This window comes from Neisseria sp. P0001.S007 (assembly GCF_051963655.1).
In the GTDB taxonomy this organism is placed as follows: domain Bacteria; phylum Pseudomonadota; class Gammaproteobacteria; order Burkholderiales; family Neisseriaceae; genus Neisseria; species Neisseria subflava_A.
This window is the reverse complement of the sequence record NZ_JBQCUB010000001.1, coordinates 310,598-326,233: the sequence shown is the minus strand read 5'-3', so window position 1 is coordinate 326,233 and position 15,636 is coordinate 310,598. Positions and strand designations below refer to the sequence as shown.

The 15,636-nt window shown below is 51.0% G+C and carries 16 protein-coding genes; 12 read left to right on the top strand and 4 right to left on the bottom strand.

What is annotated here, in order from left to right; all coding sequences use genetic code 11:
* Nucleotides 1-2 precede the first annotated feature (2 nt).
* From ACTHRE_RS01630 to ACTHRE_RS01590, 9 genes are all read left to right on the top strand, one after another.
* A complete protein-coding gene (locus ACTHRE_RS01630; RefSeq protein WP_070814016.1) occupies nt 3-584 on the top strand; it encodes a phage tail protein I in 582 nt (193 codons plus the stop codon).
* A gap of 16 nt (nt 585-600) precedes the next feature.
* Nucleotides 601-2,127, top strand: a complete 1,527-nt coding sequence (locus ACTHRE_RS01625; RefSeq protein ID WP_223168915.1) for a tail fiber protein — start codon at nt 601-603, stop codon at nt 2,125-2,127.
* 31 nt (nt 2,128-2,158) lie between these two features.
* On the top strand, nt 2,159-2,899 hold the full coding sequence (locus ACTHRE_RS01620) for a tail fiber assembly protein (RefSeq protein ID WP_188211672.1): 741 nt from the start codon (nt 2,159-2,161) through the stop codon (nt 2,897-2,899).
* A gap of 19 nt (nt 2,900-2,918) precedes the next feature.
* Nucleotides 2,919-3,173 (top strand): hypothetical protein, encoded by a 255-nt coding sequence (locus ACTHRE_RS01615; protein WP_188211671.1) that lies wholly within the window; start codon nt 2,919-2,921, stop codon nt 3,171-3,173.
* The gene (locus ACTHRE_RS01610; protein WP_188211670.1) at nt 3,170-3,778 is read left to right on the top strand and encodes a hypothetical protein; all 609 of its coding nucleotides are present in this window, start codon (nt 3,170-3,172) and stop codon (nt 3,776-3,778) included. Before ACTHRE_RS01615 ends, ACTHRE_RS01610 begins: the two co-directional genes overlap by 4 nt.
* The gene (locus ACTHRE_RS01605; protein WP_377072885.1) at nt 3,778-7,182 is read left to right on the top strand and encodes a hypothetical protein; all 3,405 of its coding nucleotides are present in this window, start codon (nt 3,778-3,780) and stop codon (nt 7,180-7,182) included. Before ACTHRE_RS01610 ends, ACTHRE_RS01605 begins: the two co-directional genes overlap by 1 nt.
* A gap of 122 nt (nt 7,183-7,304) precedes the next feature.
* On the top strand, nt 7,305-8,477 hold the full coding sequence (locus ACTHRE_RS01600; RefSeq protein WP_188211668.1) for a phage tail sheath subtilisin-like domain-containing protein: 1,173 nt from the start codon (nt 7,305-7,307) through the stop codon (nt 8,475-8,477).
* Nucleotides 8,478-8,564: 87 nt separating this feature from the next.
* Nucleotides 8,565-9,071 carry a phage major tail tube protein gene (locus ACTHRE_RS01595; RefSeq protein WP_188211667.1) on the top strand — a complete coding sequence of 169 codons (507 nt, stop codon included), beginning with the start codon at nt 8,565-8,567 and terminating at the stop codon, nt 9,069-9,071.
* A gap of 23 nt (nt 9,072-9,094) precedes the next feature.
* Nucleotides 9,095-9,451 (top strand): hypothetical protein, encoded by a 357-nt coding sequence (locus ACTHRE_RS01590; protein ID WP_070647002.1) that lies wholly within the window; start codon nt 9,095-9,097, stop codon nt 9,449-9,451.
* Nucleotides 9,452-9,701: 250 nt separating this feature from the next.
* On the opposite strand, the gene ACTHRE_RS01585 is transcribed toward ACTHRE_RS01590, so the two are convergent.
* The gene (locus ACTHRE_RS01585; protein ID WP_265511155.1) at nt 9,702-9,824 is read right to left on the bottom strand and encodes a hypothetical protein; all 123 of its coding nucleotides are present in this window, start codon (nt 9,822-9,824) and stop codon (nt 9,702-9,704) included.
* Between the two features lie 27 nt (nt 9,825-9,851).
* On the opposite strand from ACTHRE_RS01585, the gene ACTHRE_RS01580 reads away from it, so the two are divergent.
* The 3 genes from ACTHRE_RS01580 to ACTHRE_RS01570 are packed head-to-tail and all read left to right on the top strand — an operon-like array spanning nt 9,852 to nt 14,162.
* Nucleotides 9,852-12,449 carry a phage tail tape measure protein gene (locus ACTHRE_RS01580; RefSeq protein WP_440344763.1) on the top strand — a complete coding sequence of 866 codons (2,598 nt, stop codon included), beginning with the start codon at nt 9,852-9,854 and terminating at the stop codon, nt 12,447-12,449.
* Nucleotides 12,450-12,469: 20 nt separating this feature from the next.
* Nucleotides 12,470-12,919: a phage tail protein gene (locus ACTHRE_RS01575; protein WP_063075563.1), complete on the top strand. Its 450-nt coding sequence runs from the start codon at nt 12,470-12,472 to the stop codon at nt 12,917-12,919.
* A 1-nt stretch (nt 12,920) separates the two neighbouring features.
* Complete coding sequence (locus ACTHRE_RS01570; RefSeq protein ID WP_188211665.1) at nt 12,921-14,162, top strand: contractile injection system protein, VgrG/Pvc8 family; 1,242 nt, start codon at nt 12,921-12,923, stop codon at nt 14,160-14,162.
* Nucleotides 14,163-14,214: 52 nt separating this feature from the next.
* On the opposite strand, the gene ACTHRE_RS01565 is transcribed toward ACTHRE_RS01570, so the two are convergent.
* From ACTHRE_RS01565 to ACTHRE_RS01555, 3 genes are read right to left on the bottom strand one after another with little or no spacing between them, the layout of a single operon-like run.
* On the bottom strand, nt 14,215-14,628 hold the full coding sequence (locus ACTHRE_RS01565; RefSeq protein ID WP_188211664.1) for a hypothetical protein: 414 nt from the start codon (nt 14,626-14,628) through the stop codon (nt 14,215-14,217).
* Complete coding sequence (locus ACTHRE_RS01560; RefSeq protein ID WP_223168914.1) at nt 14,625-15,119, bottom strand: helix-turn-helix domain-containing protein; 495 nt, start codon at nt 15,117-15,119, stop codon at nt 14,625-14,627. The genes ACTHRE_RS01565 and ACTHRE_RS01560 overlap by 4 nt, the downstream gene beginning before the upstream one ends.
* Complete coding sequence (locus ACTHRE_RS01555; protein WP_188211663.1) at nt 15,094-15,525, bottom strand: hypothetical protein; 432 nt, start codon at nt 15,523-15,525, stop codon at nt 15,094-15,096. The genes ACTHRE_RS01560 and ACTHRE_RS01555 overlap by 26 nt, the downstream gene beginning before the upstream one ends.
* Nucleotides 15,526-15,636: the final 111 nt, after the last annotated feature.

Genomic DNA, 15,636 nt, shown 5'->3' with positions numbered 1-15,636 from the left:
CCATGCCGACAGTCATCCCAACCAACAACACCGACCTCCTGCAAGCCCTTGCACGCCTGACATCGCAAGAACTGGCAACTGTCTTCGACCTCGCAGTCATTACCAAAAGCCGCATTCCCGACAGTTGCCCTCCAGAATTCATACCATGGCTTGCATGGGAACGCTCCATAGGCAGTGATGAAGGCTGGAATATTACCGACACCGAAATCGCACGCCGAAAACTGATAGAAAACTATATTCAAAAGCATCAGCACAAAGGGACCCCATCCGTTATCCGGCGCCTTTTCCGTGACCTAGGATACGGAGAAATACAAATCATCGAAAATACCGCCAATCTTTACTGGAACGGAAACGCCGTCTTTGACGGCACACACCTATTCGGAGGCAGCAACGGAGAATGGGCGAAATACAGCATTAAATTAAGCCGCCCGGTTACCAATAATGAAGCCCAAAAACTTCGAGAATGGTTGGAACGAATTGTCCCTCTCCGTTGCGAACTGCACAGCCTCGACTACCGGGACCACCCTATCTATTGGAACGGAGAAATAACATTCGACGGTAGTTACAACTTCGGCATAGCCTGACCCTAAAGGATAAAAAATGGCCAACGCAAAAGAACTCAACCAATACACCCAAAACGTCCGCCTCATCGAACCAGGCGACCGCGTTATAGGCGGCACTGATGCCCCAATCAATCAACCCCTGCAAGCACTAGCTAACCGCACCTTATACCTTAAAACCCAAGTCGAATCCAAGATTGGCAATAAAGGTACGCAAGTTATAGAAGGTCAGCTCAACATTCAAACCAACGCATGGGAAAAAATCCGTTTTACCAATGGCGACGGCAGCTACTGGCGTTTTGAGACCGCCCCCGTATCTGAAGGAGAAAACGGCGCACGCTTCAATTATGTTTTTACATCGGGAAGTCGAGAAATCGGGCGCGTACACTTCCCGCGCGTATCCGGATCGGAAAGCGTCGCCTATCAAAGTTGGGTCGAAGCCAATGCCGCCCGACTTGCTACTGACAAAATGAATGTCGCCACCACCAACTACTATGCAGACCAGTCCGGAGGCTATACCAAAAGCGGATTTTACCGATCCAATGGCCGTCAGCTTGACGGAAATGCTCTGCCAACAATGGAAATCCACATTGCCCATCCGGAAGTAGTGAACGGCGCACACGCCCGCGGCATCGGCTTCTCATACGGCTCGTCGTCCAATCCGTATCATCTCGTTACCTCTGCTTGGGATGCCAACGGTCGTTATATCGGCATGAGAACCGTCTTGACCGAAGAAAACGGCGTCATGCTATCAAATGACCAAACCGTCGGCGGTGTCAAAACCTTTACATCAAAAGCCGTATTTAATGCGGGATTGTCCGTATCCGGCAATGGAAAATCTGCCGACATCAATACTGGGGCAAAAGACGTTTATTTGCGCAACACGGCAAGCAATAAATACCTGCAACTTAAGGACGACGGCACCTTGACATACAGTGGCGTCAAAATTGCCCTTATGTCCGATAAATCTGATGCCGTCAATCTGGACAGTACCGACAGTCTTGCCACATCCAAGGCCGTCAAAACCGCCTACGACAACAGTATCCGACGCGGAGGTGCAGTAGGTTTGGGCGGGCAGAATCATCAAATTGCCATCGGTTGGGACACGCCCGGACTGATTGCGCGTGTCGATAACAACGTGATGAATGTAGGCGTCCCCGTTGGTGCCGTCGCCTACTTTGCCCAAGATGTCCCACCATTTGGATGGTTAAAAGCAAACGGTGCGGCAGTATCCCGTACCGTCTATGCCAACCTGTTCGCCGCCATCGGCGAACGTTACGGCCGTGGTGACGGACGCACCACTTTCAACTTGCCCGACTTGCGCGGCGAATTTATCCGATCATGGGATGACGGCAGAGCCATTGATAGAAATCGTGCATTAGGCTCATGGCAGGCGGATGAATTCCGCAGCCACAGCCACGGCATCGGCGTCAACCGCATGTCCGACACCGACAGGGGTAGTAATCCGTCAACCGTATCGGTTGACACTGTCGGCCAAACCGACCCGGCTGGCGGCATTGAAACCCGCCCTCGAAATATCGCCCTGCTGGCATGCATCAAGGCATAAGCCGCCTTAAACCACTTAGAAAGGTAAAAAAATGACCCAAAACATCCAATGGACAAAGCCCGTTTGCCAACTTGACGCCGACCATCTCTACATCGGCCAAACCACAGCCGATCTGGACATCATGGCACGCGACGGCAGCTATCTGATTCCCGCCGGTTGCATCGACACCGACCCGCCTCAAATCAGCGCAGGCAAAGCTGCCCGCTGGAACGGCGAAGGATGGGACTTCATCGAAGACCATCGCGGCAAAACTGCCTACCGAAAAACTGATCGCACAGCCGTTATCATCGACCAAATCGGCAGCCTTTCAGACGACCTGACATTTTTAAAACCTTCCTCACGGTTTGACGAATGGAATGGAGAAAAATGGATGGAAAACCAAGACAAAAAAGCACAAATTGAAGCCGAATTTTTAAACGCGTCCAAGGCTACTTTAATCCGTGCCATCAACCGTCAAGCCCAAAACATTGTTGCCCAAAAATCAGGAATGGACGACCTCCCCGCCTTTGAAGTGCAGAGCTGGCCTATCCAAGCGGTCGAAGCCCGCGCATGGTCGGTAGATAAAAGCGCGGCCACGCCCGTTTTAGATCAAATTGCCCAATCGCGCGGAATAGACGCAGACAAACTCAAAGCCGCCGCCCTGCGCAAAACCGTTGCCTATGAGTCCCTCTGCGCTACCGTTGCAGGCAAACGCCAAGCCATCGAGAAACAAATCGAAGCCGCCCAAAACTTAGACGAACTCAACGTCATCAACACCGAAATCAATATCTGATTTACAAGGCCGTCTGAAAATGAAATCAAGCATCAAAGCCTACTTCAAGAATCTTGCCATTGCTGCCGACCAAACAATTAATGCCGTATTTGGCGGCTACCCGGACGAGACCCTGTCCAGCCGCCTCTACCGCAAAGATGTCGAAGCAAACAAAAGTCACTGGACAGCCATCCGAAAAGCAGTTGACGCACTATTTTTCTGGCAGAAGAGCCACTGCCGAGCCGCCTATTTTCGCGAAAAACATAAAGCCCACTTCCCTGAAAGTCTCAAATGACCATCCAGACAAAAAACCTGACCTTATACAAAGGCGATACCCGTATTTTCAGAATCGGCTTTGACGGTGGAGGCCTGCCATTCGAGCCTAAATCCGCGCAATGGGCAATGACCGTACGCGGGCAGACAGGCGAAGAGCTGCGCCCTCAAATCAGTGTCAGCGGACAAGAAATAATTATTACTTTCCCCGCCCACTTGACTCAAAACACCGCATGGACATTAGGCCAATACGACCTACGCGCCGTTTTTGGGGGCATCGTCTGTACCGTCCTGCGCGGAGAAATCTACATTGCACCCTCCATTACCAACGTCAGCGGCATTATCGGCGAGAGTACCGAACCCATCCGCGTCAGCATCATGGAGCAGGGGCTAGTCGTCGTATCCCCTGCCGAAGGCACACCAACCGCCGGCGTATCTCCTGAAAAAATACGGGAAATCGTAAAAGAGGTCATTAAAGAAACACAAAACGGCAACGGCAACGGCACGGAGCACATACCGTCCACGCGACCTGAACAACCGGTTGCCCCTACTCCGAATCCAGCTGCATCCACTGACCTGACCGACGAAACACTGGCAGAAGTGTATAAAAAATTAGGAAATAAATAATGACATCAAAATTAGATCAAGCCGTATTAGCAATTGCCGATGCAGTAGTGGCAGCAAAAGAAGAATCCGCAAAAGCCAAAAAACTTGCAGAAAATCCAAACGTGACCGCCTCTCTTGACGAAGAAGGCCGTCTGAAACTAAACGACAATACGTCCGACATCCACCTCATTACACCCGCCAAAGTATCAGAAGCAGTAGGCAATGCCTTTGCCGATGTCAAAACACCATCACTGATTATTACCGAGCAGGCCAAGTTCGAGGGCGAACAAATCGAGGCTGCCGCCAAGATTGCCATTGAAAAAGGTAAGTTCTATATCGAGGACGCCTTGACACCCGAACTGCGTAAAAAAGTTTACGACGGTTGGTACAAAAACAATCCTTCTAAAGAAGACGCATTGAATATTGTCCGTCTGATTCAGGCATGGTACGACCGTCTGCCGTCTAACGTCTTTATTTCTTCGCGCGGCGGCTTTTTCCCGGTAACGAAGAACACAGGTTACAAGCCGGAATACTACGGCGCGGACGGACGGCAAATTTCCGTCGGCGGCATGGTGCTGACAGTCAACGGCCAACAGCCGTGTATTACCTTTCATCATTCCGTTTTTAATGTGTACGACTTCTCGTTGACAGAATTTTGCGTGGAAGAAATGGGGCAGGACGTGTTCCACTTGTGCGGCAAATCAGAGGGCAACACCATTCTGCACGGCGGCAAAATTACCACACGCGCCTATAAGGACTATGGCTACACATCAGGCATGGCCGACCCTGACAAACGATGGATTCCGCATATCGACGGCTGGACGCGCGAAAAACCGCACATCGGCACAGGTATGGCGCTGAAAGGTACGGCGGAGGCAGGTTTCAATACCACCACACTGTCCCACGATGTTGCCCGTTACATGAACAATTCGGCTGATACATCAGGTGTACAACAACCTGAAGGATATACCCGCGAAAAAATCCGCCAACTGCACATTGACGAATCGAGCCAACGCTACCGCAGCGTCGGCGGCTACTGGAATTCAGACGGCCTGTCGCAATTCCCGCAAGATGACGGCACGGTTGCACCCACATTCGGCCTCTGGCGCGGTGGTCAGGTATGGAGTCGCGGTTACGGTTGGCGACTGTTCGACTGCAGAGGCACAGAAATCCGCTACTTCGACGTACGGGGATTTACTGGCGGCGCAGTGATTGCAGGTTTACATGGTTCTCCGTCCGGAGAGGATGTAGGCGGCGGCGAAGTCGCCAAGGCCTACGAAAAAGGCATGGTTGCCGTCAATACCCGCATCACGGGCGGATACTTTACCCACAACTATACCTGCGGTGTGGAAGCAGTCCGCGTATCAGGCTACGAACTTTGCGGCATCTTTGCCCCTGATTCTGTAGTCGGACACCCCGATGCACATCTGGAACATGTGCGTGGCTGGAATAATTCTATCGTCAGTCTCGATCCGGGTTATCAGCAATGCACATCCCGATACCTGCCAATGGACAACCTATTCATCCACGACAACGTGTTCGGTTTTGGCAAGCGCAAGGTAATGGATATTCATACCGGCAACAACGTCAAAATCGTAAACAACAGTGGCCGTGCCATGTACTACGGCATTTCCACCGTAATCGAAGAAGTATTTGCCGCGACGGATGGACGCGCCTCCAAAATTGCAGACCCGTACAGTTTCTATTACCAAGACAGCAATATCGAAATTACGGGGAATACCATTGTCAGCGGCAACATCGGCATTCATCCGATTAATGGTGCATTGGGAGTGCTTTCTCGCCGCAATCAGAAGAAATGGTGGCTGCGTTGCCGTCAACTGATTAACGACAATACGGTCTATGCCCCGCGCGGTTTGCAATGCAACTACGGGCACAACCACTTTCTGATTGAACGCAACCAGTTTACATTTGCCCTGCCGTTCGGCGATTTTTACGGCATGCGCTACGTTTCAGGATTTGCCGTTACCAATGGCGGCAGCGGCTATACCACCGCCCCTAAAGTCATCATCACAGGAGGCGGTGCGGAAGCCTTCGGTGCAGAAGGCGAAGCAGTAGTGAAAGACGGTAAAGTTACCGAAATCAAGCTGCGCCGCATCGGCAGCCGCTACGACACACCGCCAACCGTAACCCTCGAAGGAGGCGGTGGTACAGGTGCGACGGCTACCGCAACCGTCAACACATCGACATACGGCATGAGCGTGGGCGCAGAAGCGCGTTACGGCACAATGTTGGCTGCACAAATCCGTGGGAACTACATTCAAAATTCACCCGACGGCAACTTCATGCGCCAGATGATAATTGGTAAGTTGCGCGGCGCGTCCATTGTCGGCAATCACTGCGACATTACCCCGTACAAAAACGCCGAGCAGGGCAAAACCGAAGTAGGACAACCCTATACCGTTGACACAGTTAAATACCGAAACGGCCTACTAAGTGCAGGCTTCTACCCTATCGGCGAATTAGACAACTGCACCGTTGCCGAAAATTACATGCACAACCAACTGACCGATACAGTAGAAGTATGGACAGGTGCGCGTAACCACAAAAATACACAGACTACTGACTATGCCGCCACCCTGCTGCAGGCGAAGCTGACAGATTTAGAGGCCGAAATCACTAAACTCAAAGCATCGACAGCAGGAAAAGCATCTGAAACAGTCACACAGCCGACACCAGAAACGGTAGTACCAAAAGCTGATTCAGCAACGCCTAAAGCAGAACCTGAACAACCGACCTCCACTGCTAACGAACAGCCCGCACCTGCCGCCACAGAAACATCCATTAAATTCACATTTAACGGCCTCGAACCCAGCGCCACCGAAGCTGTTGGCAGCAATAGTGAGGCTCGTCTGAAGAGCGTCATCAATGCACTCCGCGCAGGAGAGCCTGAAGGATGGACAGGCGCATTCGGAGAAGAGGGCAACATCCGTTACATGAAGGCACAGGCCGGCGAAAACGGTAAAGGCCACCGCTATATCGAGAGTAGCGGAATTAGTGCCGCAACCGGTACTCCGACCACAGTCATTATGCCGTTTAAACTTGAAAAAGGAGGCACACCAGGGGCAGCGTTTATCCTGCTGCCGATGGCGGGCGAAAGTCCTGCCGTTGGCGGCGTGACAGCCACCCATGGCGAAAACGGTTTTACCCTACGCATGCCGGAAAATGCCACAGTGAATGGCAAAGTCAACCGAGCAGGCAATACCTATTCCTACGGTGAATGGCATATAGCCGTTGTACCTTGGAATACCGCTTTCGACAAAATCCGTATCGGTACCAGCCACGTTGCCAATACAGGCCGTACAATTCGAATCGGTGCAGGGTTTGAAATCGTACAAGGGAATGTGTCCAAAGCCGCCGACAAAGGCGCGGCATTGATGACAGGATTTGGCATCGCCGCCGCTTAAGACAAACAAAGGCCGTCTGAAAACTTCAGACGGCCTGAAAATCCCACTCAAAACCTCCACCGCTTGCCACCGATAAAAAGCAAAGCAACAATCAGACCATCCCCAAAGAAACGGACAGCCACATGACCGCAAAACGCATGCACGGCGTAACAGCCAACGAATTCACACACGGCGCGCGCCATATTTCCGATATCGCCACCAACATTATCGGCATCGTTGCCACCGCAGACGACGCTGATGCCACAGTCTTTCCCGCTACCAAACCCATATTTTCAACATCCGTCTCTGCCCTGATTGATAAAGCAGGCAGCAAAGGAACCTTGGCAAAATCCCTAGACGCAATTGCAGATCAGGCAGATGCCCAAATCGTTGTAGTCCGCGTTCCTGGCTCAACCAAAGCACCGGAGCAGAAAGCAAACGTTATCGCAGGTATCAAAGCACTGGCGAAAGCTCCCGCACATACCGGTTACAAACCAAAAATCATCGGTGCGCCCGAACTTGACGACGCTGACGTAACCGCCGAGCTGGTTGTAACCGCCAACGCTCTTGAAGGCTTCGTATATGCATCCGCCGGCGGCGCAGAAAATATTACCGCCCTGACCCAATATAAGAACGGGTTTGGGCAAAAAAACCTCATGCTGATTGACAACGAATTCATGACATTCGGCGCTTCCAAAACCCAAGAAACTGCCGCTACCGTTGCCCGCATCCTCGGCGCACGCGCCATGCTTGACCAAAAAATCGGTCCGCATAAATCCATTTCAAATACCGAAATTCAAGGCGTATCCGCCCTTAAATACCCACGCAGCTTCGGACTTCTGGACATCAACAGCGACGCCAATACCATCAACAACCTCAACATTACCACCCTCATCCGTGAAAACGGCTTCCGCGTTTGGGGCAACCGCACATGTTCTGCAGATCCTGCCTGGGCATTCGAACCGACAGTCCGTGTCTCTTCCGTAATTAAAGAGACCATCGCCGAAAGCTTTCTCTGGGCAATGGACAAACCAATGCACCCGAGCCTTATGATTGACATCATCAACAGCATCAATGCCAAGCTCGCCGAAAAAGTCTATCAAGGCTGGTTATTGGGTGCGCAAGTCTTCATCGACCCCAAAAAAATCGAAAAAGAACGCGTAGCTGGCGGTATCTTTGCCTTCGACTACGAATTTACCGTAGCCCCGCCTTTAGAGAATATCGAACTCAACCAACATGTATCAGACCGCTTTATCGTCAACCTGACCGACCGAGTTATCGAATTCGCATCCAACCTCAAACCGACCACCGTCTAAACTACCTTGCCTCCCAATAATTCCCCTCTCCCAACAAAGAGGGGTTAGGGATAGGTACCCCAAACACAAGTAATAAAGGACACCCCAATGCAGCTGCCACGCATCTTGAAAAGTTTTAACGTCTTTACCGACGGACTCAACAAAGACGGCGTCCTCATGACCGTCAAACGCCCGGACATCAAATTCAAAACCGAAGACTATACCCCGGGCGGCGGTATGGGCGAATTTACAGTTATTCATGGTATTGAAAAATTAGAGCTGGAGCTGACCAGCAAAGGTTTTGATCTTGAGCTGTTCAAATCCATCAGCCACAAAATCAATGGCAACCTCTTACGCTATCAAGGCGCATTGCACAAAGAAGACGAAGAAACCTACCAAACACTGGTCGGCGAAGCGCGTGGCCGAATTATCGAAACCACACGCAGCGAAGACAAAGCAGCCGAAGGTGGAGAGCAGACATTCAAATATGCCCTAACCTACTGGAAAGAAACCGTCGATGGAGAAGTCGTTTTTGAAGCAGACCTCATGGCGAACAAACTCATCATCGGCGACAAAGACGTTCGTGCCGGCATTCGCGCCGCATTAGGCCTCTAAACACATACAACAGGAACAAGTAAATGCAAGAACCAAAAATCAAAATCAACCCAGACGATACCCTGACCGTAACCCTGACCGACGGCAAAGCCTACACTCTGCGCGAACCGCTGGCCAAAGACATGGCAGGCATGGGACAAGACCTCATCAAAATCAAACACACCGAAACTGTTCAAAAGCTCCTCTCAAAAATCAGCACCCCAAAAATCGGCATGGCGCAATATGGCGTATTAGGTATGGCAGATGTACAAGCCCTCAATGCCGCTATTGATTTTTTTTCAGCCGCACCTTCGGCGAAAGCAGAGATTCAGGAAGCCTTTGCCGATTTGGGCTATACCCATGCTTCCGATACCGAGCCGGCCAGTTCGCCGACCTTATAAAAGCAGCGCCCGACATCTGGCAGGCTGAAGAAGATGAAGACGTTCCTGCGTTTTACCCAATAGACGACGCCCTTGCCCTCTGCGCCATTACTTTCAAAGGAGGTATCGGCTGGTTCGCAGGACTAAATCTTTTTACCCTTAACCGCTGGGCAGCCAAAGCCGCCGAAATCCAACGCGCACGCCAAGGAGACGGACAATAAAAAAGGTCGTCTGAAATCAATTCAGACGACCTTTTCAATCGACAAAATAATCAAGGAAGCATCCATACCATAAGGGCAATGACGGCAACAAAAAGCCAAAATAATGCGCCATACCACCAAATGACAGAATCGACTGCATTCAAAACCGAATCTGCCAAGATTTGATTTTTCATTTTCCGTTTCATCTTAAAGCTCGAGCCATGACAGACAAGACAATTAATATTATCCTCAAAGCCGCCGACAAAGCAAGCAAAACGTTTGACAGAATTAAAAAAAGTAGTAGCGGGCTGTCGGGCGAATTGGCGAAAAACAAAAAAGAAATGCGTGATCTTGAGCGCGCCCAAACCGCACTGGTAAAAATCGGCAAGGCAGAACAATATTTCAACCGTCTGAATGAGCAAATCATCCGTAATTCTGCCGCCACAAGCCGTCTTACTGCCGAAATCGACAAAACGGGCGTTGCCACAAAAAAACAGGCGGCAGAACTCAAAAAGCTGACCCGTGAAGGCGAAAGGCTGAATAACGAATACGAAAAACAATCCGCGCAGCTAAAACGCTACAAAGACCACATGGAAAAAGTCGGCGTATCCGGACAAAACCTTGAAAAAGAGCAGGCAGAGATTGCCGCCCGAATGCAAAAGACTACTGCCCAAATCGAAAAGCAGTCCACCGCCTTAGAAAAGCTGGAAAAACGGCAACAGAGTCGAATCAAGGCCACCGCCATCGCAGGTATTGCATCGGGTGTCTCATCATGGACAAGTAGCAAGGCTGCCACCATGAGGCAAGGTGCAGGGCATGCCATCAATACAGCCATGTCAGAAGAAGATGCAATGCAGGGACTGATTCGCCAAGTCGGCAGCCTTAAAAACGCAGATGGCAGCCTCAATCATGCAGAAATCGCCAGAATGCGCACCGAAGTCCAAAAACTAAGCGATGGATTGCCTATGGCTACCGTCGAAATCATGAAAATGATGACTGCCGGCGCGAAGATGAATATCCCACGCCAAGAGCTTGCTGCCTATGTGACCGAAGCCGTCAAAGCTGCAAATGCCTTTGAAGCAGCAGATCCGGAGGCTCTTGCCGAAGAGTTGGGGCGCATTCGCCAAAACTTCAAATTATCCAAAGAAGCCGCTTCTGAACTAGTCAACGTCATGAACTATCTCGATGACAACGCACTGGTTTCAGGCGACCAGCTCATCAGCTACATGAACGAAGTATCAGGCAGTATGGGTTTGGCGAAGATGGGCGAAAAACACGTTGCTGCCTTGGGTTCCGCCCTTATTAGTACGGGCGTTGAGTCGAGTACAGCAGCAAAGGCCGTCGGCAGCCTCATGACAAGGCTGGGTACCGCGCCTGATATGAAACCCGTACGGGAAGCCCTGAAAAGCATAGGTATGGACGCAAAATCCGTCCAAAAAGGCATGGTCGAAGACGCGCAAGGTACGCTTGAAAAAATCATTGCCGCCGTCCAAAAAATGCCGAAAGAGCAACAAGCAGGCATCCTCAAAGGCTTGGCAGGCGGCGAATATAACCGCGTATTTGCCCAACTTGTCGCTAATACAGAGCTTTGGCGCGAGCAAATCCGCCTTGCCACCTCCCCGGACGCTTTAGGCAGCCTCGACAAAGAGTTCGAAATTCGTGTCAATACCATGTCGTCCAAATGGCAGATGTTCAAAAATAAGCTCTTCAATACCGAATCAGGCTTTGGGCGCAGTATGTTTTCAGGCTTAGAGTACGGCATGAATGTCATTTCAGGCTTATTGGATAAATTCAACGAATGGTCGGCAAAAAATCCAGAGGCCGCCGCCAAACTTGGAAAAATCGCATTTTATGCAACCGCAGCAATGACCGCCTTAGCAGGGCTGGCCGCAGTTATTGCCGCAGTTGCCGTCCCCTTTGCCGCCGTCCGCATTGCCTTTGGCGGATTCGGCATGAGTATTCTTAAAGTATTAGGCATTGCCCTACGTTTCATGACATTAAATCCCATAGGCCTTGCGCTGACTGCCCTAATCGGCATCATCTATCTCGTTTACACCAATTGGGATACATTGACTGCCGCCTTCATCAGAGGCTGGGAATGGATTAAAAAAACATTCGCCCAAAATCCCATCCTATACGCCCTGACCGGGCCGATTGGCGCAATCGTTGCACTGGCCACACACTGGGACCGCATCAAAAACGCCCTCATCATAGGCTGGGGATGGATAAAAAAAACATTCAGCGGCAACAACCCCATATCCTACGCCCTCTCCGTCGCACTAGGCCCAATCGGTATCCTCATCAAAAACTTCCAAATCCTCAAAAACGTCGCTACTAGTGCATGGGAATGGATGAAAAAAGCCTTTTCCACCAAACCGACCGCACCGGGAGGCAGCGCAGCCGGTTATGGCGTAGGCGCATACATTCCCAACAAAGGATATTCCACAGGCGGTTACACAGGAGCGGGAGGTGTCAACCAAGCGGCCGGTATCGTGCATAAAGGCGAGGTTGTCTTCAATCAACAAGATGTAGCCCGCTTCGGAGGATGGAGGGTTCTGGAAAAAATCCGCAAAGCAGGCTTGGGCGCATTGCAGAGCATTATCCCCGCCGCAGCTGAAGAACCGCGCCCTTCCCTTGTCGGAGCAGTTCCCGTATCGGCAGGATTCAATCACACAAACGCAGGCGGTATGACCGTCAACATTACCATCAACGGAGGCAGCCAAAGCCCAGCCGACATCGCCCGCGAAGTTGCCCGTCAGATTAAGCAGATTGCAGACCAAGCCGCACGTCGTGCCCGTAGCGCATTTTCAGATGACTGACACCAAAAAAGGACACTACCATGCTTGCCACATTAGGATTCTTCCCCTTTCTCATCCGTACCATCCCCTTTCAAACCATCAACCGCCAAAGCGGCTGGAAGCACCCAAATCAATCCACCGTCGGCGGCGGTATTAATCCCACCCAATACCTAGGGCCGGAAACTGACACCCTGACCCTGTCAGCCGAAATGAGGCCGGAAATCACAGGGGGAGACACCTCCCTGGCCATGCTCCACCTTATGGCAGAGCGTGGAAAACCATACAATCTCATCCTCGGCACAGGTCAAATAATGGGCGCATACGTCATCACATCCATTAAAGAAGACAGAAGCCAACTCATGCACGATGGCAAAGCCCGTTCCATCAGCTTCAGCATAGAATTAAAAAAAGTATCCGACAGCCCGCTGGGACTAAAAGGCAAAGCCCTTCAGCTTGGCGTATCCATCGCCCGCAGCATTGCAGGAATCTGACATGACCTCACTTACCCAAATCAAAGACCAAGCCGTCAAAATCTTCAACGCCATTACCGACACCGGCGGCAACCATCTAACCCCAGTCGCCAAGCTGTCCATAAACGGCAAGCCGTTCAATACCGCCGCCCTCTCCCGCATCATCTCCATCAGCCTGACCGACAAAAGCGGCTTCGAGGCGGACGAACTGACCGTCAGCCTGTCCGACCACGACGGCAAGCTCGCCCTGCCCCCGAAGTCTGCCGAGATAACCATCTCCCTGGGCTACATCGAAACAGGCATTGTCGATAAAGGCAGCTACAAAATTACTGAAGTAAGCTGGAGCGGCGCGCCCGACACCCTGCACATCACCGCCCAATCCGCCGACACATCAGACCGATTTTCAGAGGCAAAAGAAAAAAGCTGGCACAAAACCAGCCTGAAAGAAATCATCGAATCCATTGCCGCCGCCAACGGCTACACCCCAATCATCGGCAAAGCCTACCAAGACGAAAAAATAGACCACATCGACCAGAGCAACGAATCCGACGCCGCCTTCTTGTCGCGCCTTGCCGAACGCTACGACGCCATCGCAACAGTCAAACACGGCCGCCTCCTGTTTGTTTCATCAGGCGAAGCCACGACCGCCGGCGGGCAGCCGTTGCCTACAATCAGGATTACCCGCAACAGTGGTGACCAATATGCATTCAGATACAGCAATACCGAAAGCTACAACGCCGTCCGCGCCTACTACATCGACAAACAGACAGGTAAAAAGCACGAAGTCGTCATTACCGAAGACAACTACGACCCCGTCAAAAAAACCGTTACCACCACCAAAAAATACAAGACCAAACGCAAAGACGGCAAAACCCACAAAACCACCACCAAAGAAGTAACCGAAATCAAACAGGTGGATACTGCCGGCAAAAAAATCAAAACCCTGCGCCATACCTACCAAAGCCCCAAAACCGCCGCCACCGGAGCGCGCGCCGCGTACAAAAAACTAAAACGCGGCGCAATGGAATTCGATATTTCCCTAGCCATCGGCCGTCCCGACGTCGCCCCCGAAAGCCCCGTAACCCTGCAAGGATTCAAGCCCGAAATCGACGCAGAGAAATGGGTGGGTAAGGAAACCGTCCACACCCTCGACAGCAACGGACTGACGACAGCCGTCAAACTCCAAAGCCTGATAGACGTACCGATCGTCCTCTACGAAGGCGAAGTCAGCCCAAACTTTGCCGCCGCAGTTTCCAAACCCTGACCAAAACAAAAGGCCGTCTGAAAAAATTCAGACGGCCTTTTAAAATTTCAGCTTACATAGCGATAAACTTAAGGGAATTTCCAGTTGCCACAACATCCCCTACTACAAGTCGCGCATAAATTTTATCTCCGACTGATACAGGAAGATGATCCAAACTATGATGCACCAGCCCACTGAATACTTCAGGATTTTCCGATACTACAGGAGCATTATCGACAGGTGGCATTTCGAATACTGACAAAACATCGGCATTCCTAAGAATCTCCAAGCGCAAAGGCGCAAAACTTAAATCCTTTCTAGAAGTCGGAATCTCGAAATTCAGAGAAAGATTTAATTGAGCCAATACAAAATCACGCGACGGTAGCGGGCAGACCCCCGGATAAATGCCAATCAGACTGTAACGGAAATCGTCCGCATGGCGGATAATACTATCGCAATATTGAATATGCAGCGATACAGGCATCATGATTTGAGTCCTTCCACAAAATCCCATTGACGGTCAAAAGCCGCCCGTACATCAAGAGGGCCGATACCGAAAACCGTTGCCAGCTTATCGACTGTTTCATTACTCAAAGTACAGCGGTTGTTTTCAATGCGCGAAAGATAAGACTGTTTCAGACCAGTTTTTTCAGCAAGCGAAGATTGCGTCAAACCGTGTTTCAGACGCAATGATGCAAACGTTGCCCCCGAAGTATCCGCATCAAGTCTTGCTGCCAGCTTTTTAGCGGCTCTATCCATCGCCGCCGCACGGCGAGGATTTTTGCGAACACGTTCCACATAGCAGCAAGCGTCTGAAGCATCAGAAAGCGGCAAAACTTGGCCGCCTGCAACAAATACCGCAGAAGCTCTGACAGTCGCAGCAGCGGCAGGCACAGACAAAGACACCGCTGAAGCCGTAAACAGACAGACCGCCCCGAAGGCAGTCCAATTTTCAATATTCGATTTTTGCATAGTCATTTTGGATTCTCCGCATAATCGGATGATCGGGCTGATAATCGAAGCCCTCGGATTTGTCGGCAACCGCCAAAATATAGATTTTCCGGATAAACGTCCGGTTCGGCTGCATCTCATTTCGAACGCAGTACAAAATACGCAGCGAAAGCGCAGATTCCTCATCAAGCCGTAGCCGCATCACGCGTATATCCGCCCGCCACAACACCGCCACACGTTTGCATTCCATACCCAAAAGGCCGATGGGCTGATCGTAATCGCGACAGTTTTTTTCAGAAAAGAGCTTATCAAAAAGCGCAGGCGTATCATCGATAAGCGCAATCACACTATCGATATAACCGACCGCCTTCTCATTACTCTCGAAAAGGCGTCCCAAATCCGCTTCCGCATGATCGTGAACAATAAGTTGCATAATATATCTTTTTAGTTATATTCCGCAAGCGGCCACCCTGCCACTTGTCTCAAAATGCCGACAAATACCAAATTAAAACGTACACCCTTATCAGAAAGGTCGTCTGAAACA

Coding starts and splice junctions, on each gene's coding strand:
- ACTHRE_RS01630 (WP_070814016.1), top strand. CDS start 3: ATGCCGACAGTCATCCCAACCAACAACACCGACCTCCTGCAAGCCCTT.
- ACTHRE_RS01625 (WP_223168915.1), top strand. CDS start 601: ATGGCCAACGCAAAAGAACTCAACCAATACACCCAAAACGTCCGCCTC.
- ACTHRE_RS01620 (WP_188211672.1), top strand. CDS start 2,159: ATGACCCAAAACATCCAATGGACAAAGCCCGTTTGCCAACTTGACGCC.
- ACTHRE_RS01615 (WP_188211671.1), top strand. CDS start 2,919: ATGAAATCAAGCATCAAAGCCTACTTCAAGAATCTTGCCATTGCTGCC.
- ACTHRE_RS01610 (WP_188211670.1), top strand. CDS start 3,170: ATGACCATCCAGACAAAAAACCTGACCTTATACAAAGGCGATACCCGT.
- ACTHRE_RS01605 (WP_377072885.1), top strand. CDS start 3,778: ATGACATCAAAATTAGATCAAGCCGTATTAGCAATTGCCGATGCAGTA.
- ACTHRE_RS01600 (WP_188211668.1), top strand. CDS start 7,305: ATGACCGCAAAACGCATGCACGGCGTAACAGCCAACGAATTCACACAC.
- ACTHRE_RS01595 (WP_188211667.1), top strand. CDS start 8,565: ATGCAGCTGCCACGCATCTTGAAAAGTTTTAACGTCTTTACCGACGGA.
- ACTHRE_RS01590 (WP_070647002.1), top strand. CDS start 9,095: ATGCAAGAACCAAAAATCAAAATCAACCCAGACGATACCCTGACCGTA.
- ACTHRE_RS01585 (WP_265511155.1), bottom strand. CDS start 9,824: ATGAAAAATCAAATCTTGGCAGATTCGGTTTTGAATGCAGTCGATTCT.
- ACTHRE_RS01580 (WP_440344763.1), top strand. CDS start 9,852: ATGACAGACAAGACAATTAATATTATCCTCAAAGCCGCCGACAAAGCA.
- ACTHRE_RS01575 (WP_063075563.1), top strand. CDS start 12,470: ATGCTTGCCACATTAGGATTCTTCCCCTTTCTCATCCGTACCATCCCC.
- ACTHRE_RS01570 (WP_188211665.1), top strand. CDS start 12,921: ATGACCTCACTTACCCAAATCAAAGACCAAGCCGTCAAAATCTTCAAC.
- ACTHRE_RS01565 (WP_188211664.1), bottom strand. CDS start 14,628: ATGATGCCTGTATCGCTGCATATTCAATATTGCGATAGTATTATCCGC.
- ACTHRE_RS01560 (WP_223168914.1), bottom strand. CDS start 15,119: ATGACTATGCAAAAATCGAATATTGAAAATTGGACTGCCTTCGGGGCG.
- ACTHRE_RS01555 (WP_188211663.1), bottom strand. CDS start 15,525: ATGCAACTTATTGTTCACGATCATGCGGAAGCGGATTTGGGACGCCTT.